The 25,590-nt window shown below is 74.2% G+C and carries 20 protein-coding genes; 10 read left to right on the top strand and 10 right to left on the bottom strand.

From position 1 onward, the window contains the following. Positions 1–19 precede the first annotated feature (19 nt). Positions 20–943: a TIGR03564 family F420-dependent LLM class oxidoreductase gene (locus HCC30_RS16415; RefSeq protein ID WP_169443280.1), complete on the bottom strand. Its 924-nt coding sequence runs from the start codon at positions 941–943 to the stop codon at positions 20–22. Positions 944–1,064: 121 nt separating this feature from the next. After that, complete coding sequence (locus HCC30_RS16410) at positions 1,065–1,496, bottom strand: DUF2000 domain-containing protein (RefSeq protein WP_240979637.1); 432 nt, start codon at positions 1,494–1,496, stop codon at positions 1,065–1,067. Positions 1,497–1,545: 49 nt separating this feature from the next. Here HCC30_RS16410 and HCC30_RS16405 point away from each other — a divergent pair, with 49 nt between their 5' ends. Both HCC30_RS16405 and HCC30_RS16400 read left to right on the top strand, forming a co-directional pair. Further along, positions 1,546–2,340: an AraC family transcriptional regulator gene (locus HCC30_RS16405; protein ID WP_169443278.1), complete on the top strand. Its 795-nt coding sequence runs from the start codon at positions 1,546–1,548 to the stop codon at positions 2,338–2,340. Positions 2,341–2,706: 366 nt separating this feature from the next. Continuing rightward, positions 2,707–4,278 carry a M23 family metallopeptidase gene (locus HCC30_RS16400; protein WP_169443277.1) on the top strand — a complete coding sequence of 524 codons (1,572 nt, stop codon included), beginning with the start codon at positions 2,707–2,709 and terminating at the stop codon, positions 4,276–4,278. A 120-nt stretch (positions 4,279–4,398) separates the two neighbouring features. Here HCC30_RS16400 and HCC30_RS16395 read toward each other — a convergent pair whose 3' ends face one another. From HCC30_RS16395 to HCC30_RS16370, 6 genes are all read right to left on the bottom strand, one after another. Then, positions 4,399–5,793, bottom strand: coding sequence for a glycosyltransferase (locus HCC30_RS16395; RefSeq protein ID WP_169443276.1), 1,395 nt, complete (start codon positions 5,791–5,793; stop codon positions 4,399–4,401). Beyond that, on the bottom strand, positions 5,790–7,145 hold the full coding sequence (gene wecB, locus HCC30_RS16390) for a UDP-N-acetylglucosamine 2-epimerase (non-hydrolyzing) (RefSeq protein WP_169443275.1): 1,356 nt from the start codon (positions 7,143–7,145) through the stop codon (positions 5,790–5,792). The genes HCC30_RS16395 and wecB overlap by 4 nt, the downstream gene beginning before the upstream one ends. 172 nt (positions 7,146–7,317) lie before the next feature. Continuing rightward, positions 7,318–8,496 carry an XdhC/CoxI family protein gene (locus HCC30_RS16385; RefSeq protein ID WP_169443274.1) on the bottom strand — a complete coding sequence of 393 codons (1,179 nt, stop codon included), beginning with the start codon at positions 8,494–8,496 and terminating at the stop codon, positions 7,318–7,320. Continuing rightward, positions 8,489–10,645 carry a xanthine dehydrogenase family protein molybdopterin-binding subunit gene (locus HCC30_RS16380; protein WP_169443273.1) on the bottom strand — a complete coding sequence of 719 codons (2,157 nt, stop codon included), beginning with the start codon at positions 10,643–10,645 and terminating at the stop codon, positions 8,489–8,491. The genes HCC30_RS16385 and HCC30_RS16380 overlap by 8 nt, the downstream gene beginning before the upstream one ends. After that, on the bottom strand, positions 10,642–11,652 hold the full coding sequence (locus tag HCC30_RS16375) for a xanthine dehydrogenase family protein subunit M (protein ID WP_169443272.1): 1,011 nt from the start codon (positions 11,650–11,652) through the stop codon (positions 10,642–10,644). Before HCC30_RS16375 ends, HCC30_RS16380 begins: the two co-directional genes overlap by 4 nt. Then, positions 11,649–12,278, bottom strand: a complete 630-nt coding sequence (locus HCC30_RS16370; RefSeq protein WP_240979636.1) for a 2Fe-2S iron-sulfur cluster-binding protein — start codon at positions 12,276–12,278, stop codon at positions 11,649–11,651. Before HCC30_RS16370 ends, HCC30_RS16375 begins: the two co-directional genes overlap by 4 nt. A 357-nt stretch (positions 12,279–12,635) precedes the next feature. On the opposite strand from HCC30_RS16370, the gene HCC30_RS16365 reads away from it, so the two are divergent. Continuing rightward, complete coding sequence (locus tag HCC30_RS16365) at positions 12,636–13,217, top strand: TetR/AcrR family transcriptional regulator (protein WP_169443271.1); 582 nt, start codon at positions 12,636–12,638, stop codon at positions 13,215–13,217. A gap of 84 nt (positions 13,218–13,301) precedes the next feature. Here HCC30_RS16365 and HCC30_RS16360 read toward each other — a convergent pair whose 3' ends face one another. Both HCC30_RS16360 and HCC30_RS16355 read right to left on the bottom strand, forming a co-directional pair. Next, on the bottom strand, positions 13,302–14,822 hold the full coding sequence (locus HCC30_RS16360) for an MFS transporter (RefSeq protein ID WP_169443270.1): 1,521 nt from the start codon (positions 14,820–14,822) through the stop codon (positions 13,302–13,304). Beyond that, the gene (locus HCC30_RS16355) at positions 14,819–15,457 is read right to left on the bottom strand and encodes a response regulator transcription factor (RefSeq protein WP_240979635.1); all 639 of its coding nucleotides are present in this window, start codon (positions 15,455–15,457) and stop codon (positions 14,819–14,821) included. The genes HCC30_RS16360 and HCC30_RS16355 overlap by 4 nt, the downstream gene beginning before the upstream one ends. Positions 15,458–16,012: 555 nt before the next feature. Between HCC30_RS16355 and HCC30_RS16350 the strand changes: the two genes are divergently transcribed. The 7 genes from HCC30_RS16350 (at position 16,013) to prmC (ending at position 25,556) form a co-directional block, all read left to right on the top strand. Then, positions 16,013–16,852, top strand: a complete 840-nt coding sequence (locus HCC30_RS16350; protein WP_169443268.1) for an oxidoreductase — start codon at positions 16,013–16,015, stop codon at positions 16,850–16,852. A gap of 336 nt (positions 16,853–17,188) precedes the next feature. Next, positions 17,189–18,385 carry a 3-deoxy-7-phosphoheptulonate synthase gene (locus HCC30_RS16345; protein WP_169443267.1) on the top strand — a complete coding sequence of 399 codons (1,197 nt, stop codon included), beginning with the start codon at positions 17,189–17,191 and terminating at the stop codon, positions 18,383–18,385. A gap of 64 nt (positions 18,386–18,449) precedes the next feature. Continuing rightward, on the top strand, positions 18,450–18,839 hold the full coding sequence (locus HCC30_RS16340) for a chorismate mutase (protein ID WP_169443266.1): 390 nt from the start codon (positions 18,450–18,452) through the stop codon (positions 18,837–18,839). Then, complete coding sequence (gene pabB / locus HCC30_RS16335) at positions 18,820–20,928, top strand: aminodeoxychorismate synthase component I (RefSeq protein WP_169443265.1); 2,109 nt, start codon at positions 18,820–18,822, stop codon at positions 20,926–20,928. The genes HCC30_RS16340 and pabB overlap by 20 nt, the downstream gene beginning before the upstream one ends. Continuing rightward, the gene (locus HCC30_RS16330; RefSeq protein WP_169443264.1) at positions 20,925–21,833 is read left to right on the top strand and encodes an NAD-binding protein; all 909 of its coding nucleotides are present in this window, start codon (positions 20,925–20,927) and stop codon (positions 21,831–21,833) included. The genes pabB and HCC30_RS16330 overlap by 4 nt, the downstream gene beginning before the upstream one ends. Before the next feature lie 59 nt (positions 21,834–21,892). Further along, a complete protein-coding gene (locus HCC30_RS16325) occupies positions 21,893–23,119 on the top strand; it encodes an aminotransferase class I/II-fold pyridoxal phosphate-dependent enzyme (RefSeq protein ID WP_169443263.1) in 1,227 nt (408 codons plus the stop codon). Positions 23,120–23,213: 94 nt separating this feature from the next. Beyond that, positions 23,214–25,556, top strand: a complete 2,343-nt coding sequence (gene prmC / locus HCC30_RS16320; RefSeq protein ID WP_169443262.1) for a peptide chain release factor N(5)-glutamine methyltransferase — start codon at positions 23,214–23,216, stop codon at positions 25,554–25,556. Positions 25,557–25,590: the final 34 nt, after the last annotated feature.

Genomic DNA, 25,590 nt, shown 5'->3' with positions numbered 1-25,590 from the left:
CGGGCGGGAAGCGGCGGGTTCAGCCCGCCAGTTCGCCGAGGAGGGTCCAGGTGCGGCGGCGGCCGGCGGCGCCGGCGATGTCCGTTCCGGCGAACACCACCTCCGTCGCCCCGGCGTCCCGGTAGCGCCGCACCTCCTCGGCGACGGTGCGCTCGTCGCCGATCACCGCGACGTCGGCCGCCCGCCTGCCGCCGGAGAGCTCGACGGCGCGGGCGTAGGACGGGATCCGCTCGTAGAAGGACAGCTGCTCGGTGACCTTCTCGCGGACGCCGTCGACGTCGTCGGTCACCACCCCGTGCACGAGCGCCACGATCCGGGGCGCGGGCCGGCCCGCCGACTCGGCCGCCGCCGTGACGGCCGGGACGATGTGCTCGGCCAGGGCGCGCGGCCCCGCGAGGTACGGCAGGATGCCGTCGGCCAGTTCACCGCTGGCGCGGAGCGCCTGGGGCCCCATGGCGGCGACGAGCAGCGGCACACCCGCGCCGGCCCCCGGTACCCGCGCGGGGATCGGCGTGCGCGAGGTGATCAGCTCGCCTTCGAAGCCGGAGGCGCCGTGCTCGGTCAACTGCCGCAGGGCGGTGAGGAATTCCCGCAGTCTGGCGACGGGCCGTTCGAACGGGATGCCGAAGCCGCCCTCGGTCAGCAGCCTGGTGCCCAGCGCGAGCCCGAGGTGGTAGCGGCCGTGGGTGGCGGCCTGGGCGGTCTGGGCCTGGGCGGAGACGGTGAGCGGGTGGCGTCCGAAGACGGGGATCGCGGAGGTGCCCACCTGCAGTTCCGGCACCTCCCGTCCGACGATCGCCGCGAGCTGGGGCGAGTCGGCGCCGAAGGTCTGCCCGAACCAGGCGGACCGCAGTCCGGCCGCCGCTGCCTCCCGGGCCAGCTGTACGGTCGCGTCGACCTGGTGTGCGGCGCCGGATGCGTCGAGTGCTGCTCCGATGGTCATGAGGGCGACAACAGGCGGCGCCCGGGGGCCCATTCCGGCCGGCCGTGACGGCCGTCCGGCAGTCGTGTGTACCGGACGTTACGACGAACTCCCCCTGGCGGCGGGCTCGTTGGCCGCGCGGTCAGGGGTGCATGCGGGCGCCCTTGAGGACCTTGTCGACGGCGTTGCGGGGGCCGTGGACGGCGAGGCCGGCCAGGTCCAGGGCGTCGCGGGGCACGGCGCGGACGGCGGCGCGGTTGTCGTGGTCGTTGCCGGTGCTGAAGAGGTCGGCGGTGAACACGGCGCGGGGCAGGGCCCGGGAGAGGGCGCGGCCGTGCGCGGCGGTCAGCGTCTCCTTGGTGCCCTCCAGGACGAGGACGGGCTGGCGGAACATCGGCAGGTACCCGGTGCCGTCGGCGTCCTCGTAGGGTGCGCCGATCAGTTCGGGCAGCTCGGAGCCGAGGCCGCTGACGAGGAAGGCGGTGACGTTCAGCCGCTGCCAGGTCAGCAGGTCCTCGCGCAGCAGCACGGCGATCTTGGTGTCGAAGCGTACGGGGCGGTTCTCGGTGTTCATGATCCGAGACTGCCGACCGGGGCCGGTGGCGCTCTTGTACGTTCTTTGCATGGTGGCAGGGCAGCAGGTCTCCGCGTGGCGTCCGGGAGTTCCCGGCGTCGCGGAGGTCTTCCACGCGCGGTTCACCGAGCACGCGTACCCGATGCACGTGCACGACGTGTGGACGCTGCTGCTCGTCGACGACGGCGCCGTCCGCTACGAGCTGGACCGGCGTGAGCACGGCACCCCGGACGGCACCGTCACCCTGCTCCCGCCGCACGTGCCGCACAACGGCTCGCCCGCGACGCCGGACGGTTTCCGCAAGCGGGTCCTGTACCTCGAACCGGCGCAGCTGGACGAGGCGTTCATCGGCCGCGCGGTGGACACCCCCGACCTGGCCGACCCGCTGCTGCGCCGCCGGGTCGGGCAGCTGCACGCGGCGCTCGCGCGGCGCGGTGACGAGCTGGAGGCCGAGAGCCGTCTCGCGCTGGTCGCGGAGCGGCTCCGCGGCCACCTGCGGCGCGGGGGCGTCCCGGAGCGGCCCTCGCCTGTCGGGCGCGGCGTCGCGCAGGACCTGCGGGAGCTCCTCGACGCGCGGCTGCCGTCGGGCCTGGGCCTGGCCGAGGCGGCGGAGCTGGTGCACGCCCATCCCGCCCATCTGGTACGGGCGTTCACCGGCGCGTTCGGGCTGGCGCCGCACCAGTACCTGATGGCGCGCCGCGTCGACCGGGCCCGGCGGCTGCTGCTGGACGGCCGCTCCCCCGCCGAGGTCGCGACCGCCGTCGGCTTCTACGACCAGTCTCACCTCACCCGCCACTTCAAGCGCCTCACGGGCACCACCCCGGGCCGCTTCGCGCGCGCCTGACCCTCGCTCCGGCCCGGCGGGGTGGGGCGGTATTCGGTCAAGCCGGAAGAACGGCCCATCGCGGAATACTCACCTCCGTACGGGGCGGTATCGGTGGGCGTGGCGAACACCCTGTGAACCCGGGGGCGTCCGGTACCCGGAGCCGACACCTCCGCCGCTCCCCCGCTCACCGGACGGGCACAGGCCCTCCGGCGGCCCTCCGCACCCGCGGGGACCGGAAGTCGGCCCCGCGGATTGACGTGTACGCGGCGCCCTCTGGAGGCTGCCGCTGCGCTCCGCCACCACGCCCCGGGCCGGGGCCCGGCAGGGGCACGGCGGCGGTGCGCACCGGAATCCGGACAGCAGACCGACCAACAGGGGGAACACATGGGCGCGTTGAGACAGACGGACAGCAGGGGCCGGGTGCGCCGGGCCGGGAGACGGCTCCGCTCCGCGCGGCCGCGCAGCACGGCGGTGGCGCTGGTGTCGGCCGCCGCACTGGTCGCCGGGGGGATCGGCTGGGCCCAGGACGGCGGATCCGGGACCTCCGCCCCGGAGACGACGGCGAAGGCCCCGGCGGGCGAGGTCGCGCCGGCCGCGCGGACGGAGCCCGCGCCGACGGCACGGCCGGACTTCAAGGCGCCCTTCCAGTGCGGCGAGAAGGAGTGGACGTACTTCTCCGAGCACGACTATCCCGGGGCCATCGACATCAACTGGCGCTCCGGGCAGGCCGACATGGGCAAGCCCGTGCTCGCCTCCGCCGACGGCACGGTGAACCTCGGCGAGGGCGGCGGCGCCGGGAAGTACGTCGAACTGGACCACGGCGCCGGATGGCAGACCCGCTATCTGCACCTGAAGAGCCAGGGCGTGAAGGACGGACAGAAGGTCAAACAGGGCGATGTGATCGGCGAGTTGGGCGACACCGACGCCGAGGGCTCCCCGCATCTCCATTTCGACCAGCGCCTGAACGGCGAGGGCGTGGAGGTCCACCTGGAGGGCAAGAACCTCGCGCCCTACCCGGACCAGAGCAACCGCAAGCCGCTGACCAGCACCAACTGCCCCGGTGGCGGGGGCGGGGACAACCCGCCGCCGCCTCCGCCGCCGCCCGCGAAACAGGCGACGAAGCTGGAGTACACCGGCCCGGGCAGCGTCGCCAACGGCTCGCCCGCCGAGGTCTCCGCGCGGCTCACCGCCGACGGCGGGAAGCCGGTGGCGGACCGCAAGGTCAGGCTGACCCTCGGCGGCGGGGACACGGCACAGAGCTGCGAGGGCACCACCGGCGCCGAGGGCGGGGCCACCTGCCGGATCGACACGGCGAAGCAGCCCCTGAACGGGGAGGGCACGCTGCCGGTGCGCGCGGAGTTCGCCGGGGACGGGCAGTTCGAACCGTCCAAGGCCGACGCGCGGGTGAAGCTCGCCCACGTCACCGGCCGCGCCACCGGGCTCACGGTGAAGTCGCCGCTGCCCGGGCTGGAGGCCGTCGGGCCGGCGCCCGACACCGGTGACGTCAGGTCGGCGGACACCGGCCGCCAGGCGCCGCCCTGCGCGGCGGAGGTGCGGGCCGTGCTGCTCACCGCGGGAACGCTGTGCGCCGAGGTCAACACCCGTCCCGGGCCACTGAGTTCGACGGCCACGGCCTCGGTGGAACGGGTGAAGCTCGGGCTGCCCGCGCTGCCCGCGATCGAGGTGTCCGGGGTCAGCTCCCGGTCCACGAGCACCTGCGAGCGGCAGACCGGCAGCGTCGACCTGGACCTGACCGTCGGCGGCCGGAAGATCGACACCGGCGGAGTGGCCGACCAGAAGGTCGACCTGGGCCTCGGCGGAGCCCAGCTGGTGGTCAACGAACAGGTCAAGGGCCCCGACGGGGCGCTGACGGTGAACGCGGTGCACCTGAAGGCACCGGGCGGCGTGGACGTCACTCTCGCCTCCAGCACCTCCGCGGCCCGCAACTGCACCTGAACCACCGGGCGGTGACCGTACGCACCCGCCCCGCGTCCCCGGAAACGGAGGGGCGCGGGGTGGGTGCGGCTCGGGGAAGAGCCGGCGGCCGCCGCCCGGGACTCATCGCGGGAGGTGTGCTCAACTCCCGCCCGGCCCCGGTGGGTCCTCCGGGAGGGTGGCGTGGTCCGGGAGGTTGGCGTCGAGGGGTTCGCGGGCGGTCTTCGTCCAGCCGGTGATGCCCAGGGTCTGGCGGAGCAGGGAGACCGGGAAGGCGATCCAGGTCAGCCAGGTGTAGGCGAGGTAGGGCAGGACGCCGATCAGGGCGCGGGGCAGCTGCCGCAGGCCCGGCGGGGGCGTCATGGTCAGGGCCGCGATGCCGGGGAAGAAGGCGAGCGCGAGGAGGAAGAGCAGCACCGGCCAGCCCGCGACGAACGGGGTGTCCCGGAAGGCGAAGAAGAACAGCGCCAGCACCAGCCCGAGGCCCATGACCAGTTGGAGCGCGGGCATCAGCAGATAGATGACGGTGTCGACGCGGGCGAGCGGCGACATCCCGCCACGCCCCACACCGCGCAGCAGGGCGACGGACTGCCAGGCGCCCTGCGCCCAGCGGACGCGCTGCTTCACCAGCCGCCGCAGGTTCGTCAGCCCCTGCTGGTCCACCCGGGTCACGACGAGCTGGACGCACCGCCAGCCGGCCTGGTGCATCCGGACGCCGATGTCCTGGTCCTCGGTGAGACGGTCGCGCCACGGGCCGTGCCGGGTGTACGCGGGCATGTTCGCGTCCGTGGCGACGTCGTCCAGCGCGGTGAGCCGGGTGAACTGTCCGTTGCCGCCCAGGTTCGCGGTGCCCCAGGCCGAGCGGCCCAGCTGGTAGACGTACGCGGTGACGCCGAACTCCACGTCCTGCGCCCAGGTGAGGTACCGGCCGCGGTTGTAGATACGGACCAGCACCTGCACGCCCGCGACGCGCTCGTCGCGGGCGAGGGCACCGGCGATCGCGGGCAGGCCGTCGGGGGCGAGGCGCCCGTCGGCGTCGACCACGCCGACGACGACGCGGTCGCGGGGCCAGGAAGCGAACTCGGGCCGGGCCAGGACCTCGTGGCGGATGTACTCCCAGGCGTGGTCGAGCGCGGCCGACTTGCCGGTACGGGCCCGGGGCGGCTCGCGGCGGACGACCTCCAGTCCGGGGGCGTCCAGCCCGGCGAGGATCTCCGGTGTCCGGTCGTCGGAGCCGTCGTCCATCACGAGGATGACCCGGTGCGTCGCCTCCACGGCGTGCAGCCGGGAGACGCTGTCGGCGATCGTCACCTCCTCGTTGAGCGCGGGGACGACGAAGACCCACAGGAAGTCGGACTCGTCCGCCGCGTCGCGGTCCCGGCGCTGGCGCCGCAGTTCGAACCAGGCCCTGGCCATCAGGAACCCGACCGAGAGGAACGTCGCCAGGATCACCGCGAGCAGGAACCACATCAGGACCTGGACGGGGACCGGCAGTCCCGCGTACGGGTCGTACCAGCGCGAGGGTGTCCCGCTCATGACGCGACCGGCCCTTCCTCCGGGGGCCCCGCCGGGTCCGCGAGCCCCTCGGGCACCGGGTCCTGCTCCTGCTCCGTGCCCGGGACCGGCCCGAGGCCCGCCCAGTCCCGCACCCGGTCGCGGTTGAAGCCGGGGCCGAAGGTGGGAGGTGGCGAGGTGTCGAAGGCCAGGCTCTCCAGGGCCGCGACGATGCGCTCGGCGGCCTTTCCGTCGCCGTACGGATTGCGCCGGGAGGCGACGAACGCGTGGTAGACGGGGTTGTCCAGCAGCCGGGACGCGGCCTGGACGATCCGGTCCGGGTCGGTGCCGACCAGTTGCAGCGTCCCGGCCTCCAGCCCCTCGGTGCGCTCGGTCTCGGTCCGTGTGACGAGCACCGGTACGCCGAGCGCGGGCGCCTCCTCCTGGATGCCGCCGGAGTCGGTGACGACGAGCGCCGAACGGGCGAGCAGCCGCGCGAACGGGAGGTACTCCATGGGCTGGACGAGCGAGAGGTTCGGCAGGTCGCCCAGGCCCGTGCGGAGCACGTCGGCGACGGCCGGGTTGGGGTGGACGGGCAGCACGAACCGGACCTCCGGGTAGGCGGTGGCCAGCCGGCGGACGCCCCGGGCGATGCTCTCCAGCCCGGCTCCCCAGTTCTCCCGCCGGTGCGCGGTCACGGTGACGACCCGCGTCTCCTCGTCCTCCTCCAGATCGGCCAGTTCGGGCACCTCGTACGGGACCCGCTGCTCGGCGGCCCACATCAGCGCGTCGATGCCGGTGTTGCCCGGGATGTAGATGCGGGAGATGTCGACGCGTTCGCGGATCAGGTTCTGCGCGTTGCGGCGGGTCGGCGCGAGATGGAAGGAGGCCATCCGCGCGATGAGCTGGCGGTTGAGCTCCTCGGGGAACGGGGACAGCGTGGCGCCGGTCCGCAGCCCCGCCTCCACGTGCCCGACCGGGACCTGCCGGTGGAACAGCGCGAGCGCGGCCGCCGCGGCGCTGCTGGTGTCGCCGTGCACCAGGCAGCCGACGGGGTAGGAGCCCGCGCCGGAGTCGGCCAGGGCGCGGCGGCTGTCGAGCAGCGTCTCGATCCCGTGCAGGACGGAGGCGAACAGCGCGTTGAGGGTGAGCCCGGGGCGGCCGACGCGGAGCCCGGCGTCCACCCGCTGCCCGGCCCGGCCGAGGACACTCTCGACCAGCTCCGCGTGCTGGCCGGTCGACACGACGAACGGCCGCATCCGGTCGTGGCCCCGCAGCTCCCGGATCAGCGGGAACAGCTTGATCGCTTCGGGCCGCGTGCCCACGACGATCATCACGTCACGCACGTCGGACGGGCCGTCGGCCGCGGGCTCGCTGCGCACACTTTCGGACATGCGTTCACGATCGCCCCCGCTCCCGGCACACGCGCCCCGGGCCACCGGCCCGCACGGCGTCGTATCGGCCCCGTCCACGGGGGCCACCGCCGCCGCTCCGCCTCCGGCCCCGCGGCACGAGCCCGGCCCGCCGGGCTCGTCCGTACGGGTGAACGGCGGGCGGGCCGGCGGCTCAGGCCGCGGTCTCGTCCCGGGTGACGGGGTCCGGGCCGCCGGCAGGCGCGGTGGCTCCGGTGCCGGGTCCCCGGTGGATGCGGTCCGTGGTGCCGGTCAGCGGGGTGCCGGTGCCGCCGCGGCGGGCGGCGACGATCTCGGCGGCGATGGAGACGGCCGTCTCCTCGGGGGTGCGGGCGCCGAGGTCGAGGCCGATCGGGGAGCGCAGCCGGGCCAGCTCACGGTCGGTCAGCCCGGCCTCGCGCAGCCGCCGTTCACGGTCGAGGTGGGTGCGGCGGGAGCCCATCGCGCCGACGTACGCGACGGGCAGCCGCAGGGCCTCCTCCAGCAGCGGGACGTCGAACTTGGCGTCGTGGGTGAGGACGCACAGCACGGTGCGGGCGTCGGTGACGGTCTCCCGCAGGTAGCGGTGCGGCCAGTCGACGACGATCTCGTCGGCCTCGGGGAAGCGGGCCCCGGTGGCGAAGACGGGGCGCGCGTCGCAGACCGTGACGTGGTACCCGAGGAAACGCCCCGCGCGCACGAGCGCGGCCGCGAAGTCGATCGCGCCGAAGACGATCATGCGGGGCGGCGGCACCTTCGACTCGACGAGCAGGGTGAGCCCGCCCGGGCAGCGCGAGCCGTCCTCGGACAGCTCGACCGTGCCGGTGCGGCCCGTCTCCAGCAGGGCCCCGGCCTCGGCCTCGGCCGTCCGGTCCAGTTCCGGGCCGCCGCCGAGGCCGCCGGCGCGCACGCCGTCCGGGCCCAGGAACAGGGCGCGGCCCAGGAGCCGGTCCGGGCCGCGCGCCACACGCGCCAGCGCCGCCGGCTCGCCCCGGAGGGCGGCCGACAGCGCCGCGGCGAACACCGCGTGCGCGGGCGTGCCCGCGCGGACCGGGGTGACCAGGACGTCCAGGGTGCCGCCGCAGGTCAGTCCGGCGGCGAAGGCGTCCTCGTCGCTGTACCCGAACCGCTGGAGGACGGACTCGCCGTCCTCCAGCGCGGTCACGCACAGGTCGTACACCGCCGCCTCGACGCAGCCGCCGGAGACCGAACCGACGGCCGTGCCCTCGCTGTCGACGGCGAGGGCCGCGCCGGGGTCGCGGGGCGCGCTGCCGTGCACGGTCACGACCGTGGCGACGGCGAAGTCGCGCCCCGCGGCGGCCCATTCCGACAGCTGCCCGGCGATGTCAAGCATCCACGGCCCCCGGGACCGGCCGCAGCACGCGGTCGGGCCGGATGGGCAGGTGACGGTGGCGCACGCCGGTCGCGTGCCAGACCGCGTTGGCGACGGCGGCCGCCGCGCCGACGATGCCGATCTCGCCGATGCCCTTGATGCCGACCGGGTCGTCGGGGTCCTCGTCCTCGACCCAGTCCGCCTCGATCTGCGGCACGTCGGCGTGCGAGGCGACGTGGTAGCCCGCGAGGTCGGCGCCGTAGAGGCCGCCGGTGGCCGGGTCGCGGAGCGCCTCCTCGTGCAGGGCCATGGAGATGCCCCAGATCATGCCGCCGAGGAGCTGGCTGCGCGCCGTCAGCGGGTTCACTATCCGGCCCGCGGCGAACATGCCGAGCATGCGGCGTACCCGAACCTCGCCGGAGGCGGGGTCGACGGCGACCTCGGCGAACTGGGCGCCGAACGAGTGCCGTTCCTTCTTGGCGAGCGCGCCGATGGCCTCGGCCGAGTCCGAGCGGACGGTGACGCCCTCCGGCGGAACGGGGCCCAGGGCCAGCCGTCCGCGGAGTTCCTCGGCGGCCAGGGTGACGGCCCAGGCCCAGGAGCGGGTGCCCATCGAGCCGCCCGCGATCATCGCGGGCCCGAGGTCGCTGTCGCCGATCCGCACCCGGACCCGGTCCGGGACGGTCTCCAGCGCGTCGGCGGCGACGAGCGTCAGCGCCGTCCGCGCGCCGGTGCCGATGTCGGCGGCGTTGACCCGCACCGTGAAGGTGCCGTCCGGCTCTGCGGTGACGGCGGCCGTGGACGGCACGGCGCCCGAGGGGAAGGAGGCGGCGGCCGTGCCGGTGCCGATCAGCCAGCGCCCCTCGCGGCGCACCCCGGGACGGGCGTCGCGGCCGTCCCAGCCGAACCGGCGGGCGCCCTCGCGGAAGCAGGCGACCAGGTTGCGGGTCGCGAACGGGTCGCCCGAAACCGGGCCCCGCGCGGTGTCGTTGCGCACCCGCAGCTCGACCGGGTCGATCCCGCACCGCTCGGCGAGCTCGTCCAGCGCCGACTCCAGCGCGAACGATCCGGGCGCCTCGCCCGGGGCCCGCATGAACCAGGGGCTGGGCACGTCGAGCCGGACGACCCGGTTCGCGGTGCGGTGGGCCTCCGCGTCGTACAGCACCCGGGAGGGTGCCGCGCCCGTCTCGACGAACTCGAAGACCCGCGAGGTCTGGCTGAACGACTCGTGCTCCAGGGCGCGCAGCCGCCCGTCCGCGTCGGCACCGAGCCGCACGCGCTGGGCCGTGGGGCTGCGGTACCCGGCGACGGAGAAGGTCTGGCGGCGCGTCATGACGACCCGCACCGGGCGGTCCAGCAGCGTCGTCGCCATCACGGCGGCGACCTGGTGGGCGCGGCAGCCCTTGCTGCCGAAGCCGCCGCCGACGTGCTCGGAGCGCACCCGCACCGCGGACAGGTCGAGGGAGAACAGCTTCGCCAGTTCGTCGGCGACCCACATGGTGCCCTGGTTGGAGTCGACGACCTCCAGCCTGCCGCCCTCCCAGCGCGCGGCCGCGGCGTGCAGCTCCATCGCGCTGTGGTGCTCCTCCGGCGTGGTGTACTCCTCGTCCACCACGACGGCGGAGGCGGCGAGTTCGGCCTCGTGGTCGCCCTTGTCCGTCGGGTCGCCGTCGGGCGCGTACGCCTCCGGGTGGTCCGGCGAGAAGCCGGCGTCGTGCGGCTCCTCCGCGTAGCGGACGACCAGCGACTCGGCGGCCTCCCTGGCCTGTTCGGAGGTCTCGGCGACGACCAGCGCCACCGGCCAGCCCAGGCAGGGCACCCGGTCGTGCTGGAAGACGGCGGCGGTCGGGTCCGGCGCGCCGATCATGCCGGTGTAGTCGGTCTCGACGCGGGGCGCGTTGCCGTGGTGGACGACGGCGAGGACGCCGGGCATCTCCCGCACGGGTCCGTCCTCGACGGCGAGGACGCGTCCGCGGGTGACGGTGGACAGCACCAGCCAGCCGTGGGCGAGTTCGGCGAACGGGATCTCGCCCGCGTAGCGCGCCGCGCCGGTGACCTTGTCGTAGCCCTCCACCCGGGTGGTCGCGGTGCCGACGGCGCGCTGTGCGGCGGCGCCCGCCGGTTCCGCGCCGCTCGCGGTGGTGGTCGTGCTCGCGGTCGTCGGTGTCATCGTCCGGCCTCCTCGGTGCGTGCGGACTCCTCGGCGAGCTCGGTCAGTTCGGCCACCACGAGGTTGCGCATCAGGGTCACCTTGTATCCGTTGTGCGGCAGCGGTACGGCGGCCGCCAGTTCGGCGTCGGCCGCGGCGGCGAAGTGCGCGGCGTCGGCCGGCTGTCCCGTCAGCTCGCGTTCGGCGGTGGTGGCGCGCCAGGGGCGGGAGGCGACGGCGCCGAAAGCGAGCCGGACCTCGTGCACCCGGCCCTCCCGCACGTCGAGCGCGGCGGCGATCGAGCCGATGGCGAAGGCGTACGAGGCGCGCTCGCGGACCTTGCGGTAGCGGGAGCGCGCGGCGACCGGCGCGGGCGGCAGGACGACGCCGGTGATCAGCGCGCCGGGCGGCAGCGCCGTCTCCCGGTGCGGGGTGTCGCCCACCGGACGGTAGAACGCGTCGAGCGTCAACTGCCCCGGTCCGTCGGCCGTTTCGTAGGTCACCACCGCGTCGAAGGCGGCCAGGGCGACGCCCATGTCGGAGGGGTGCACGGCGACACAGTGCTCGGAGGCGCCGAGGATCGCGTGGTTGTGGTGCTCGCCCTCGACGGCCGGACAGCCGCTGCCCGGGAGCCGCTTGTTGCAGGGCTGGGTGACGTCGGCGAAGTAGCCGCAGCGGGTGCGCTGGAGCAGGTTGCCGCCGACGGTGGCCATGTTCCGCAGCTGGCCGGAGGCGCCGGCCAGCACGGCCTGGGCCAACGCCGGGTAGTCGCGGCGCACTTCGGGGTGCGCGGCCAGGTCGCTGTTGGTGACGGTCGCGCCGATGCGCAGGCCGCCGTCGTCCGTCCGCTCGATGCGGTCCAGCGGCAGTGCGCGGACGTCGACGAGCCGGGAGGGGCGCTCGACGCCGCTCTTCATCAGGTCGACGAGGTTGGTGCCGCCGCCGAGGAAGCGCGCCTCCGGGTCGGCGTCCAGCAGCGCCACCGCGCCGGACACGTCGCTCACGCGCTGATAGCCGAATTCCCTCACGCCACCGTCTCCGTCTTCTCCGTGTGCTCCGGGTTCCCGGGTTCCGCCGGGCTCTTGCCGCTCTCCGGGTGCTCGGCGCAGGTTCCGGCCGCGCGGGCCACCGCGTCGACGATGGACACGTACGCGCCGCAGCGGCACAGGTTGCCGCTCATGCGCTCCCTGATCTCCTCCGCCGTCAGTTCGGGCGTCCCGGCCTCGGGGCGGACGTCCTCGGTGGCGGCGCTGGGCCAGCCCGCGGCGTGCTCCTCGATGACGGCGACGGCCGAACAGATCTGTCCGGGCGTGCAGTAGCCGCACTGGTAGCCGTCCAGGTCGAGGAACGCCTGCTGCACGGGGTGCAGCCGGTCCCCGTCGGCCATGCCCTCGATGGTGGTGATCTCCCGGCCCTCGGCCGCCACCGCGAGCTGGAGGCAGGCCACGGCCCGGCGTCCGTCGAGCAGCACCGTGCAGGCGCCGCACTGCCCCTGGTCGCAGCCCTTCTTGGTGCCGGTCAGGTCGAGCCGCTCGCGCAGCGCGTCGAGCAGGGTGGTGCGGTGGTCGACGGGCAGCGTGTGCTTCTCACCGTTGATGTTCAGGGTGACGGAGCTGGACGTCCCGGTGAACGTCGTGGTGGCGGATGGGTCCATGATCGGCCTTCTTTCGCGTTTCCGGAGCGCGTCGGAGCGACGGCCCGGCAGCCGGACCGCCGGGAGCGGCCGTGCAGGGCGAGACGGTGCGGAGGCGTGCGAACGGTCTGTGCTGAGGCGTACTCGGTACTGAGGCGTACGAGCGGGTCGGTGCGGGACGTACGGGAAGCTGGTCTGGCGGGTGTGCGGCACGGGACGGCGTCCGTACCGTCGGGAATGACCGGTCACGGTGGTCACCGGCCGCACACGAACCGCTAAGGTGAACCTAAGCGGACAGTTGTCCACTGCCAGGAAAACCTAGCGGACAACTGTCCGCTTGAACAAGCTCGTTCCGGCCAACTCCGGGAAGGAGGACGGGTGCAGCACCACAAGGGCGCCCCTCAGCGCTCGGACGCGCAGCGCAACCGCGAGCGCATCCTGGAGGTCGCGACGGCCGAACTGACGCGCGCGGAGAACACCCCGCTGAGCACCATCGCGAAGAAGGCCGGCGTCGGACAGGGCACCTTCTACCGCAACTTCCCCGACCGCGAGGCCCTCGTCCTGGAGGTCTACCGCTACGAGGTGCAGCAGGTCGCCGACGCCGCCGACCAGCTCCTCGCCACCCGGGCACCGGACCGCGCGCTGCGCGAGTGGATGGACCGCCTGGCCCGCTTCGCCATGACCAAGGCCGGGCTGGCCGACGCCATCCGCCAGGCCACCAGCGGCCCCGCCTGCCTGGAGAAACCGCGCTACACCCCCGTCACCGACGCGGCGGGACGCCTGCTGCGCGCGGGCGAGGAGGCGGGCACCATCCGCCCCGGCGTGACGGCGGACGACTTCTTCCTCGCCATCGCCGGGCTCTGGCAGGTGGCCCCCCAGGAGGGCTGCCACCCCCGCCTCACCCGCCTCCTCGACCTCATCATGGACGGCCTGCGGGCGGGGGCGCGGGGGCGGGGCTGAACCACCAGCCGGAAAACGCGGCAGAGCCACGGATCACCAGAGGTGACCCGTGGCTCAACAGGCGGTGGTTCGGGCGCGGTTGCTTCAGGCGCGCTTGCGGAGGGTGACGGCGGTGGCCGCCGCCGCGGCGATCAGGAGGGCCGCGGCCACCGCGCTGGTGACGTGGATGCCGTCGACGAAGGCGGTGTGCGCGGTGTCGAGGAGCGTGGCGCCCGCCTCGTCGGAGAGGCCGGCGGCCGCGCTCTCGGCGCCGCCGAGGGTGTCGCGGGCCGCCGTGAGCGCGGACTCGGGGACGCCGGGGGCGCTGTCGAGTCCGGAGCGGTAGGAGGCGGAGAGGATGCTGCCGAGGACGGCGATGCCCAGGGCCGCGCCGAGTTCGTAGCCGGTCTCGGAGACGGCGGAGGCCGCCCCGGCGCGGTCCTCGGGCGCGGCGGAGAGCACCGCGTCGTTGGTGAGGGTCTGGGTGAGCCCCATGCCGAAGCAGATCAGCGCGAAGCCCCCGGCGGCGGTGAGGACGCCGGAGTCCGGCGGCAGCAGCATCAGGAACCCGAAGCCGGTGGCCATCAGCACCAGCCCGGCGGTGAGCACGGCGCGCAGACCCGCGCGCTGCGAGGCGCCGACGGCGAGGAAGCCGGCCGCGATGGCGAGCAGCATGCCGGGCAGCAGCACCAGTCCGGCCTGGAAGGGCGAGATGCCGAGGACGATCTGGAGGTACTGGGTGAGGAAGAACAGGGCCCCGATCATCGCGAAGAGCGTGACGAGGTTGAGCCCGACGCCGACGCTGAACTTCGGCTCGGCGAACAGCCGTACGTCCAACAGGGGCTCGTCGCGGCGCAGTTGGCGGCGTACGAAAGCGGTTCCCGCGGCGATGCCGACGGCGAGGCAGGCGAGGGGCAGCGGCGCGGCGCCCTCCTCGGCGAGCTTCTTGATGCCGTAGACGAAGGGGAACATCGCGGCGACCGACAGCAGCACGCTGACCGGGTCGATGGCGCCGGGGCGCGAGGCGCGGGACTCGCGGACGAGCACCGGGGCCAGGACGAGGATGAGCAGCGTGACGGGCGCGTTGATCAGGAACAGGGAGCCCCACCAGAAGAACTCCAGCAGCGCGCCGCCCAGCAGCGGCCCGAGCGCCGAGCCGGCGGAGAGCGCGGAGGACCAGACGGCGATGGCCAGCTTCCGCTGCGTCTCGTCCGGGAACATGCCGCGGATCAGCGAGAGCGTCGAGGGCATGAGGGTGCCGCCCGCGAGGCCGAGCAGCGCCCGCGCGGCGATCATCACCTCGGTGCTGGGCGCGAACGCGGCGGCCACCGAGGCGAGTCCGAAGCCGAAGGTGCCGAGGAGCAGCAGCCTGCGGCGGCCGATGCGGTCCCCGAGGGCGCCCATCGTGACCAGGAGCGCGGCCAGCATGAACGAGTAGATGTCGACGATCCACAGCAACTGCCCCGCGTCCGGCGAGAGATCCTCGCTCAGGTGCGGGACGGCGAAGCCGAGGACCGTCATGTCCACGGAGATCAGCAGCACGGGCAGGGTCAGCACGGCGAGCGCCGCCCATTCGCGCGGACCGGCGAGGGCGGGTGCCGACGCCTCGGGAGAGGTCTGGGTCATGTTCCTGTCTCGTGGGAGTGGGGTGTGCGTGCGGCGTGACCCGTCGCCATGAGGGCGAGGTGGACGCGGTCGCGCGCGCCGAGCTTGGACATCAGGCGGCTGACGTACTTCTTCGCGGTCAGCGGGCTCAGGTACAGGCTCTCGGCGATCTCGGCGTTGGTGCAGCCCTGTCCGACGAGGTCCAGCACCTCGCGTTCGCGGTCGCTGAGCAGGGCCGTGCGCGCGTCGGCGGGCTCCTGCCGGGCGCGGGTTCCGGAGCGGATGCCGCGTACGTACTCGGTGATCAGGCGGCGGGTGTGCGGCGGGTCGATCCAGGAGCCGCCGGCGGCGACGCTGCGGATCGCGGTGAGCAGGACCTGCGGCTCGGTCTCCGCCGCGAGGTATCCGGCGGCGCCGCGGGTCAGGGCCTGGAAGAAGGAGTCCTCGTCGGCGTGCGTGGCGTAGGCGAGGACGCGGGTGTGGCGCAGTGCCGGGTGACCGGTGATCCGCTGGGTGGCCTCCAGGCCGTCGGTGTCGGAGAGCTGGACGTCGACGAGGACGACGTCGGGGGTCGTGCCGAGCGCCACCTCGACGGCCTCGCAGCCGCTGCTCGCGTTGCCGACGACCTCGATACCGGGGGCCGATCCGATCAGCATGGCGAGAGCCGCGCGTGTTGCGGCACGCGGCTCTGCGACAACGACGCGAATGGGCAAGATTCCCCCCGAAGGAAAGCTGTGAACACCAAAGAAGAGTAAAGAGATCCTTCTCGGGAGTTCAAGGCGGTACTTGCCGAAGTGGCAACTCCGGCTGCTGTGGAGGGACTTGTTCCCGTGGCCGCCCCGCCGCCCGCACACCGGCCGCCGCGCACTCCCCGGCACCCCTCCGGCCGGCTCACCGTTTGTCCTCCGGGGAGGACCGCCGGACCCCTCGACCCGGTACGCCGGGGGACATCACCTGTCGCCCGCGGCAGCTACCGGGCCCTCCCGGCGCTGTCTACGGTGATGATCGATCACAGGGCGAACGCCCGGATCGGGACGGTGACAAGCCGGGGACCGACACCACCCCGGCCGGACACCGTCGCGGAGACACCACACGGATCGACACCATCGGGTACGTGTGCCGTGCACGGCCGTCCCGCCGCACCCGGCGGGACGGAACGTCACGCGCACCCGGGTGCGCTGCCGCCCCGCGGCAGTGAATGGGGGAGAGTCATGGACCCGAAGGCAGCCGACTCCACGTCGGCGGACTCGGAGACAGCGGGCCCGAGCGCAACGCCGGACGGACTGCACGGCAGGACCGCCGTCGTCACCGGCGCGGGCCGCGGCATCGGCCTGGCCGTCACCCGCGAACTGGTGCGCGGGGGCGCACAGGTCGTCGGCGGCGCCCGGAACCCGGGCCCGGAGCTGACGGACCTCACCCCGCACGCGCTCCCCGTCGACCTGAGCACGCCCGAGGGCCCGGACCGGCTCGTCTCGTACGCCTTACGGGAGCTGGGCGGCGTCGACGTCCTCGTCAACAACGTGTCCGGCACCGCGCCGCAGGAGGGCGGGTTCCTCACGCTCGACGACCGGGCCTGGCAGGAGGAGTTCGAGGCCACCTTCTTCAGCGCCGTACGCGCCACCCGCGCCGCGCTGCCCTCCCTGCGGGAGCGCGGCGGGCACGTGGTGACCATCGGCTCCGTCCACGCCCGGCTTCCTCTGCCCGACGTGGTGGCCTACTCGGCCGCCAAGGCGGCGCTCACCTCGCTCGGCAAGGCCCTGGCCGAGGAGTTCGGGCCGCTCGGCGTCCGCGTCAACACCGTCTCGCCCGGACTGGTGCGCACCGGTGTGTGGACCGCCCCGGGCGGCCAGGGCGAGAAACTCGCCCGCGACACCGGCGTCCCGCAGGAGTCCCTGGTCAGCCAACTGCCCGCAACGGCGGGCGTCTCCACGGGGCGGATGGCCGAACCCGAGGAGGTCGCCGCGCTGGTCGCCTTCCTGGTCTCGGACGCGGCCCCCAATCTGCACGGCGCGGACCTGGTGCTGGACGGAGGCATGCTCAAAACCGCCTGAGCGGACGGCCGTCGCCCGACGGGAGCACGGGACGTACGGTCCCGCGCGCCCCGCCCCCTGCTCGCACACCGTACGGCAGCCGCCGCCCCGCGATCCGCGCCCGCCCGCCGAAGTCCCGTCCCGCCCACGACCGTTCGGGCCGGAACGACCGCGTGGGCCCCGCACGCCCCCCCGACTCCCCCGCCTCCGGCCCCATTCCTGCTCGTTCTCCCGCTCGCCGCCGCCCGTCCCCCTGCCCGCCCGCCACGTCAGCGTCGACGCCGCGGGCCGGCACGCCGCGGCGCGGGCCGCTTCGGAACCTCCCCTCCCGTCGGACGACTTGGAGCCTCCACCGTCATGACCAGCGACGCGTCCTCGACGCCTGCCCACACCGCCCCCACCCGTCCCGCCGCCCAGCAGCCCGCGTGGCCCGACCCCGACGCCCTCGCCGAGGTGGTGCGCGAGCTCGCCGTCCTGCCGCCGCTGGTCACCGAGGAGGAAGTGACCGCGCTGAGCGGCGAGTTGGCGGAAGCCGCCCGGGGCGAGCGGCTCGTCCTGCACGGCGGCGACTGCGCCGAACGGTTCGAGGACAGCGACCGCGACACCGTCCTGCGCAAGGCGGCCCAGCTCCGCGGCCTCGCCACCCGGCTCCGCGAGGGCGCCGGGGCACCCGGGGTGACCGCCGTCGGACGGATCGCCGGGCAGTACGCCAAGCCGCGCAGCGCCGACCACGAGCCCGGCCCGGACGGCCGGAGCATCCCCAGCTACCGGGGCGACGCCGTCAACGCGGAAGCCCCCGACCCCCTGCTGCGCGTCCCCGACCCGCGACGCCTGCTGACCGCCTACCACAGCGCCCGCCGCGCCCTGGCCGCCCTGCGCGAGAGCGCGCGGGGCGAGGAGGCCGCCCAACCGGTGTACGCCTCCCACGAGTTGCTGCTCCTGGAGTACGAGCGGGCGCTCTTCCGCAAGGGCCCGGGCGCGGCCCTCGCGACCTCCGCGCACTTCGGCTGGATCGGCGAGCGGACCCGCGGCCCGCGCGACGCGCACGCGGACTTCGCCTCGGCCGTGCACAACCCCGTCGGCGTGAAGCTCGGCCCGGCCACCACACCGGACGAGGCACTGGCGCTGGCCCGGCTGCTCAACCCGGAGGCCGCCGAGGGGCGCCTGAGCTTCATCGTCCGGATGGGCGCCGAAAGGGTCACCGCGGCCCTCCCGCCGCTGGTACGCGCGGTCGCCGACGCCGGCGTCCCGGTGGTGTGGCTGTGCGACCCGATGCACGCCAACACCTACCGCGCGCCCGGCGGCCGCAAGACCCGCGCGCTGCCCGAGATCCGCCGGGAGATCGAGGGCTTCGTCCGGGTCCTCCGGACGCACGGCGCCCACCCCGCCGGGCTCAGCCTGGAGCTCACCCCGGACCCGGTGACCGAGTGCGTCGAGGGCCCCCGCGAGCGCACCGGCGCCGGCGACTTCCCCGACTACCGCTCGGCCTGCGACCCCCGGCTCAACCCGGAGCAGGCGACGGCCGCCGTCGACGCCTTCCTCGACGCGCGGTGAGCCACCGCCCCGGCCACCCCCGAACAACCCCCGCCCCCATCCACCGACCCCGAGGTGACGGCACATGAAGACCGGCGACGCGCCCGCTCCCGACCCGCTGCTGCGGGAGCTGCGGCAGGACCTGGACGCCATCGACACGATCCTGCTCAACGCCCTGCTGCTGCGGCACCAGGCCACCCGCCGCGTCGGACGGGTCAAGGGCGACCGGGACATCCCCGTCATGCAGCCGGACCGGGTCCGGGTGGTGCTGCGGCGGGCCACCGAGTTCGCGCTGGAGCACGGGATGAGTCCGTCGGCGCTCCAGGACGTCTTCACCACGCTCATCTCCGACGCCTGCCGCCGGGAGGAGGGCGAGCCCGCACACGCCGGGCCCGCCGAAGCCGGGCAGGCCGCTCAGGACCGCATCGAAGCACTCGTGGGGAGCATCGAAAACCGTGCGCACACTGCTGATTGACAACTACGACTCGTTCACCTACAACCTCCACGACCTGCTGCACCGGGTGAACGGCTCGGCCCCGCACGTCGTCACCCATGACACCCCCTGGGAGCGGATCGACCTCGACGCCTACGACGGCGTCGTCATCTCCCCCGGCCCCGGACGCCCCCAGCGGGAGCGCGACCTGGGCATCTCCGCGCGGGCGCTGGAGCAGACCCGGGTGCCCGTACTGGGCATCTGCCTGGGCCACCAGGGCATTTCGCACGCGGCCGGCGCCCGGGTCGGGCACGCGCCGGAGCCGATGCACGGCCGCACCTCGTCCGTGCACCACGACGGGCAGGGCCTGTTCGCGGACATCCCCTCGCCGTTCACGGTCGTGCGGTACCACTCGCTGGCCGTCACCGACCTGCCGCCGGAGCTGGAGCCGCTGGCCTGGACCGCCGACGGCGTGGTCATGGGCGTCAGGCACCGGAACGCGCCGCAGTGGGGCGTGCAGTTCCACCCCGAGTCGGTGCTCACCGAGCACGGGGCCGAACTGCTGCACAACTTCCGCCACCTCGCGCTGAACGCCGGGAGGAGCGGCGAGGAGGACGCGGGCACCCCGTACGCCGGTGCCGTCGCCGTGCCCGAACGGCCGCGCTACCACGTCGAGTTCCGGCGGGTCGAGGCCCACCCGGACACCGCGTCACTGTTCCGCGCGGAGTACGGGGAGTCACCGCACGCGTTCTGGCTCGACAGCTCCCGGCACGACCTGGACACCAGCCGGTTCACGTTCCTGGGCGACACCTCCGGGCCGCTCGCCGAGCACCTGTCCTACGACGTCACCGAGGGCGCCTGGACGGTGCACCAAGGCGGGCGGAGCAGCACCGTGCGGGAGGACTTCTTCGGGTACCTGGACGCGCGGCTGGCCGAGCGGTCCGTGCCGCACCCGCCGGGCCTGCCCACCGACTTCAACCTCGGCTGGGTCGGCGCCCTCGGCTACGAGCTGAAGGCCGAGACCGGCGGCAGCGCGCACCACACCTCGCCGCTGCCCGACGCCCAACTCCTCTTCGCCGACCGGGCGATCGTCGTCGACCACCACGAGCGGTGCAGCTATCTGCTCTGCCTCACCGACACCGCCGCACCGGAGACCGTACGCGCCGGCGCCGAGTGGTTCAGCCACGCGGCGGCCGCCGTCGAACGCCACACGGCCGCGCCGCTCACCGTGGAGCCGGAGGCCCCGGAGACCGGCCCGCGGTTCCGTTTCGACCAGCCGCGCACCGCCTACCTGGGCAGCGTCAAGTCCTGCCTGGACGCCATCCGGGACGGCGAGTCCTACGAGATCTGCCTGACCAACACGGCCGAGGCGGCCCCGCTTCAGGCCCCGCTCGACTCCTATCTGCGGCTGCGCTCGCTGAGCCCCGTGCCGTTCGGCGCCTATCTGCGGGCCGGGGACACCTCGGTGCTCAGCGCGTCCCCCGAGCGGTTCCTCCAGGTGCGCAGGGACGGGCATGTGGAGTCCAAGCCGATCAAGGGCACCAGGCCGCGCGGCGGCACCGCGGAGGAGGACCGCGCCGTCCGCGCGGAGCTGGCCGCGAACCCCAAGGACCGCGCCGAGAACCTGATGATCGTCGACCTGCTGCGGAACGACCTGAACCGGGTCTGCACCGTGGGCAGCGTGCACGTCCCCACGCTCTTCGACGTGGAGACGTACTCGCACGTGCACCAGTTGGTGAGCACCATCGCGGGCCGGATCGCGCCGGGGCGCACCGTCGTCGACTGTCTGCGGTCCGCCTTCCCCGGCGGATCGATGACCGGTGCGCCGAAGGTGCGCACCATGGAGATCATCGACGAGCTGGAGCCCCGGGCGCGCGGCTACTACTCCGGTGCCATCGGCTGGATCTCGCTGTGCGGCGCCGCGGACCTGAGCATCGTCATCCGCACCCTGGTCAACAGCGCCCAGGCGTGCACCTTCGGGGTGGGCGGCGCCGTCGTCACCCTCTCCGACCCGGAAGACGAGCACGAGGAGACGCTGGTCAAGTCCCGCGCGATGCTCGCCGCGCTGAACGCCACGACGGAGGAGCAGGGCACGGACGGCCCCGGCGGCACGGCGGGAGAGCTGTCGTGACGCGGGCCGTCGTGCTCGGGCACGGGAACGTGGGCGGACTGCTGGCCGGGCTGCTGGCCGCGTCCGGCTGGGAGACCGTCGCCGTGGACGCCTCGCCCCCGTCCGGCGAGCCCGCCGCGGGCGCCGCGGGGCACCCCCGGGTGCTGCACGCCGACGTGACCGCCGCGCCGCCCGGGGTGCGGGAGGAGCTGGCCCGCGCGGACGTGGTCTGCGTGGCCGTGCCCGAACGTACGGCGCTGGCCGCGCTGGACGTGCTGGAGCGGCACACCGCGCCGCACGCGCTCGTCGTGGAGACCCTCTCGCACAAGGCGCGCTTCCAGGCCGCCGCCGAGCAACGGCTCGCGCCGCGCCCGCTGTTGAGCCTCAACCCGCTCTTCCACCCGTCCCTCGGCTGGCGGGGGAACACCGTCACGGTCTCCGGTGTGCGCGAGGACACCGCCGCACACGCGCTGCTGGAGCTGATCGACGGGGCCGGCGCGCGGGTGCACCGGATGAGCCACGCGGACCACGACCGGTGCGTGACCTCCGTGCAGGCCGTGACGCACGCGGCGGTGCTGGGCTTCGCGCAGGCCCTGCCCCGGCTCGGCCTCAGCCCCCAGGACGTCGCCGCCTGCGCCGCGCCGCCCACCCGCACGCTGCTCGCGCTCGCCGCGCGGCTGCTCACCGCCGACCCCGAGACGTACTGGGACATCCAGGACTCGGGCGCCGGCGCGGACGCGGCCCGCACCGCGCTGCGCGGCTCCCTCGCGCACCTGGACGAGACCGTCGGCGCGGGCGGGGAGGACGCCTTCCGGGCACTCTTCGGCGAACTGCGCGACTGGTTCGACGGCCACCTCGACGGCTCCGCCGAGGACGCCGCGGCACTCTTCCGCACCCTGCTCGACCACGGCGGCACGGACCCGTAAACCCCCTGCCCGCCACACCACTTCGGAACGTCCCCTCGGAATCTCACCAGGAGGTGCCCATGAACGAGGCGCTGTCCAACCGGATATCCCGCCGCTCGGACCAGACCACCGACATGTACGACCGCGCGGTGCGCGCCGGTCTGACCGGCCACACCATCACCCGGCGCTCCGGCAAGACCGTGACGCTGGACGACGGGAGCGCGTGCGTCGAGTTCGTCTCCTGCTCGTACCTCGGTCTTGAGGACCACCCGCGGCTCGTGCACGCCGCCCGCACCGCGCTGGAGCGGTACGGGACGCACTTCTCCTCCTCCCGCAACAGCGTCGAACCCGTCGAGGTGCGGCAGCTGGAGGAGCTGCTCGGGGAGATCTACCCGGGCATGCACGGGCTGGTGTTCAACTCGGTCAGCAGCGTCCACCTGGGCCTGCTGCCGCTGCTGGGCGCCGGCGTGCTGCCCGGCTACCCGATGGGCCCCGGCGGCCCGCTGTTCGTCGTCGAGCGCACCGCGCACGCCTCCATGCAGGCCCTGCGCGGCGTCCTCGAACAGGTCGGCCCCGTCACGCGCTTCCGCGTCGAGGAGCCCGACTCGCTGACCGCCGCGCTGGAGCAGGCCCGCGCCGAGCGGCGCACCCCCGTCCTGCTGGTGGACGGCATCGGCTCGATGGGCGGGCTGATCGACGTGGCCGCGCTGTGGGAGGCGGCCTCCGCGTACGGCGGGTACGTCTACATCGACGACGCGCACGGCATCTCCATCAGCGGCCGGAAGGGCGCCGGTTACGCCTTCGAGCAGCTGGGCGGGCACCTGCCGCCCGGCGTGCTGCTGGTGGGCTCGCTCTCCAAGGCCTTCGGCGGCTCCGGCGGCTTCGTCCTCACCCACGACGCGGCGGACGTGACGGTGCTGCGCCGCGAGGCCAACCCGATGGTGTTCGGGCACTCCAACATGCTCACGCACGTGGCGATCAACGCCGAGTCCGCGCGCATGCACGTGGACGGCACGGTGGCCGGGCTCCAGGACGAACTGTGGGCCAACGTCGAGCTGTTCGACAAGGTCCACGGCGGCGACCGGCTGGTCAACGCGGGCCAGCGCTCGCCGATCCGCGGGCTGGCCATGGAGACCGAGGAGGCCGCCTTCGAGGCCGCCGTCCGGATGCGGGAGGCCGGCGTCCTCTGCTTCCCCGTCTTCTACCCCGTGGTGGCGCGCGGGACGGGGCTGCTGCGCTTCGCGCTGTCCTCGAAGCACACCCGCGAGCAGATCGAGTCCACCGCCGAACACCTCGGCTCCGCGTGACCGGCACCGCGCCGCACGTCACCACCGCACAGCGCTCCAGCGCACAGGGCTTCACCCCACCGGACTTCACCACCGCATCCAAGGAGTTCCTCCGATGAAGGACAGCACCACTCAGGACACCGCCCAGAAGGGCTTCGACGCGATCGTCGTCGGCAACGGCGCCCTCGGCTCCTCGCTCGCCGTCGAGCTGGCCCAGCGCGGCCACTCCGTCGCGCTCGTCGGCCGCGCCCACCGCCCGTACGCCGCCTCCACGGCCGCGGGTGCCATGCTCGGCTGCTTCGGCGAGGTCACCACGGGGCTGCTGGAAAGCTCCTACGGGCAGGCCAAGTTCGACCTCGACCTGCGGGCCAAGGACCTGTGGCCCGAGTGGCTGGAGACCATCTCCGGCTCCGCGGCCGACAGCCGGGACATCCTCACCGCGCGCGGCACCACCGTGCTGCTGAACACCGTCGGCACCGGCACCATCGACACCGGCAACTACGAGGCGATCCGCGCCACCCTGGAGAAGCACGACGAGCCGTACGAGACCGTCGACCCGGACGACGTCGACTGGCTGGATCCCGACCCCAACTCCCGTCCCCTGAAGGCCCTGCACATCCCCGGTGAGCACGCCGTCGACTCCGGCCGGCTGCTGCACCGGCTGGAGGAGACCGCACGCCGCCTCGGCGTGCACCTCGTCGACGCGCAGGCCACCCGCGTCCTGGTCGACGGCGACCGCACCCGCGGCGTCGTCCTGGACAACGGCGAGACGCTCACCGCCGGGCAGGTCGCGCTGGCCGGCGGCGTCGGCTCGCAGACGCTGATCGACTCGGTGCCCGGGCTCGGCGACTGCATCCCGCGCCTGGTCGCCGGGTACGGCGTCTCCGCGATCGCCAGCACCCACGACGGCACCCAGCCCGAGTCGGTGATCCGCACCCCCAACCGCGCCTTCGCCTGCGGGCTGCACGTCGTGCCGCGCGGCATGGCCCGGGTCTACATCGGCGCCACGAACATCATCAACCCGCGCCCGCTGGCCGACCCCGTCATCCGGGACCTCAACTTCCTGCTGGAGTGCTCGCACCGGCAGATCCGCCGCAACCTGTGGTCCAGCCAGGTCACCAAGGTCAACGTGGGCAACCGGCCGGTCTCCCTGGACGGCTACCCGCTGCTGGGCGAGACCCCGTACGCCGGACTGTGGATGATGACCGGCACCTACCGGGACGGACTGTTCCTCTCGCCGCTGCTGGCACGGGAGTTCGCGCTCCGCATGGCGGGCGGAACGCCCGAGCTCGACCTCGACGCGTTCACGCCCAGGCGGCGCCCGCTGGAGGGTGTGAGCCGCGAGCGGGTCATCGACACCACCGTCGAGCACATGCTGGCCACCGGCTACGAGCACCACTGGAACATCCCCACCGACTGGCAGGAGTACCTGGAGGCCGACCTGCGGCCGATCTACGCCAACTGGGCCGACGAGATCGACACCGATTTCACGCCGCCGCCCGAGCTGCTGGCCTCCTCCCGGCTGCACCCGCAGATGGTGCGCTGGCTGCGCGACTACTACGCCAACTGCCGCTCCGCCTTCGGCACTCCGGGCGCCGAGTCCGGGCAGACCCTGGGCGGGCACCTCACCGCCGCCGAGGAGACCCTGGCCGGCGCCGGCGTCTGGGCCCCCGGCGCGGACGCGCTCGCGCTGGCCGCGCACGTCAGCGGCGTCCCCGCGGGCGAGCTGGACCCGAACGCGGTCCTCGACGACGGGCAGGCCGCCTCGCTGCGCGAGCTGGTGCGCCGCCGCGCGGAGCGGGAGCCGCTGGAGTACCTGACCGGCAGCGCGCAGCTGTTCGGCCTCGAATTCCGGGTCGGCAAGGGCGTGTTCATCCCCCGCGTGCACTCCGAGGCCATGGTCGAGACGGCCCTCGCCGCCTGCGGCGCCGAGCAGCCGCGCACCGTCGACCTGTGCACCGGCTCCGGCGCGCTGGCGCTGTCCGTCGGCAAGCTCCGTCCCGGCGCCGAGGTCACCGGTGTCGACATCTCGGAGACGGCGCTGGAGTGCGCCCGCGAGAACGCGGAGCGGCTGCGCGAACAGGTGCCCGGGAAGGTCGACTTCGTCGCGGGCGACGTGGCCGACGCGGGCCTGCTGTCCGCGCTGGACGGCACCGTCGACCTGATCACCGCCAACCCGCCGTACGTGCCCGACCGGCTGCACATCCCCGCCGAGTGGGCCGTGCACCAGCCCGCCGAGGCGGTCTACTCCGGCTGGGACGGTCTGGACGCGCTGCGCTCGGTCGCCACGGCGGCGGCCCGGCTGCTCACCGCGGACGGCGTGCTGGCCGTGGAGCACTACGACGCCAAGGTGGACGAGGTCCTCGACATCCTCCGCCGGGCCGGTTTCGCCTCCCTCACCAGCCACACCGACCACGACGGCTTCCCGCGCTACGTGATCGCGAAGCGCTCCGCGTAACCCTGTCCGACCCGCACCACCACGGTGGAGACCC

Source organism: Streptomyces sp. HNM0574, from assembly GCF_012726235.1.
GTDB lineage: Bacteria > Actinomycetota > Actinomycetes > Streptomycetales > Streptomycetaceae > Streptomyces.
This window is presented reverse-complemented; position numbering and strand designations above follow the sequence as displayed.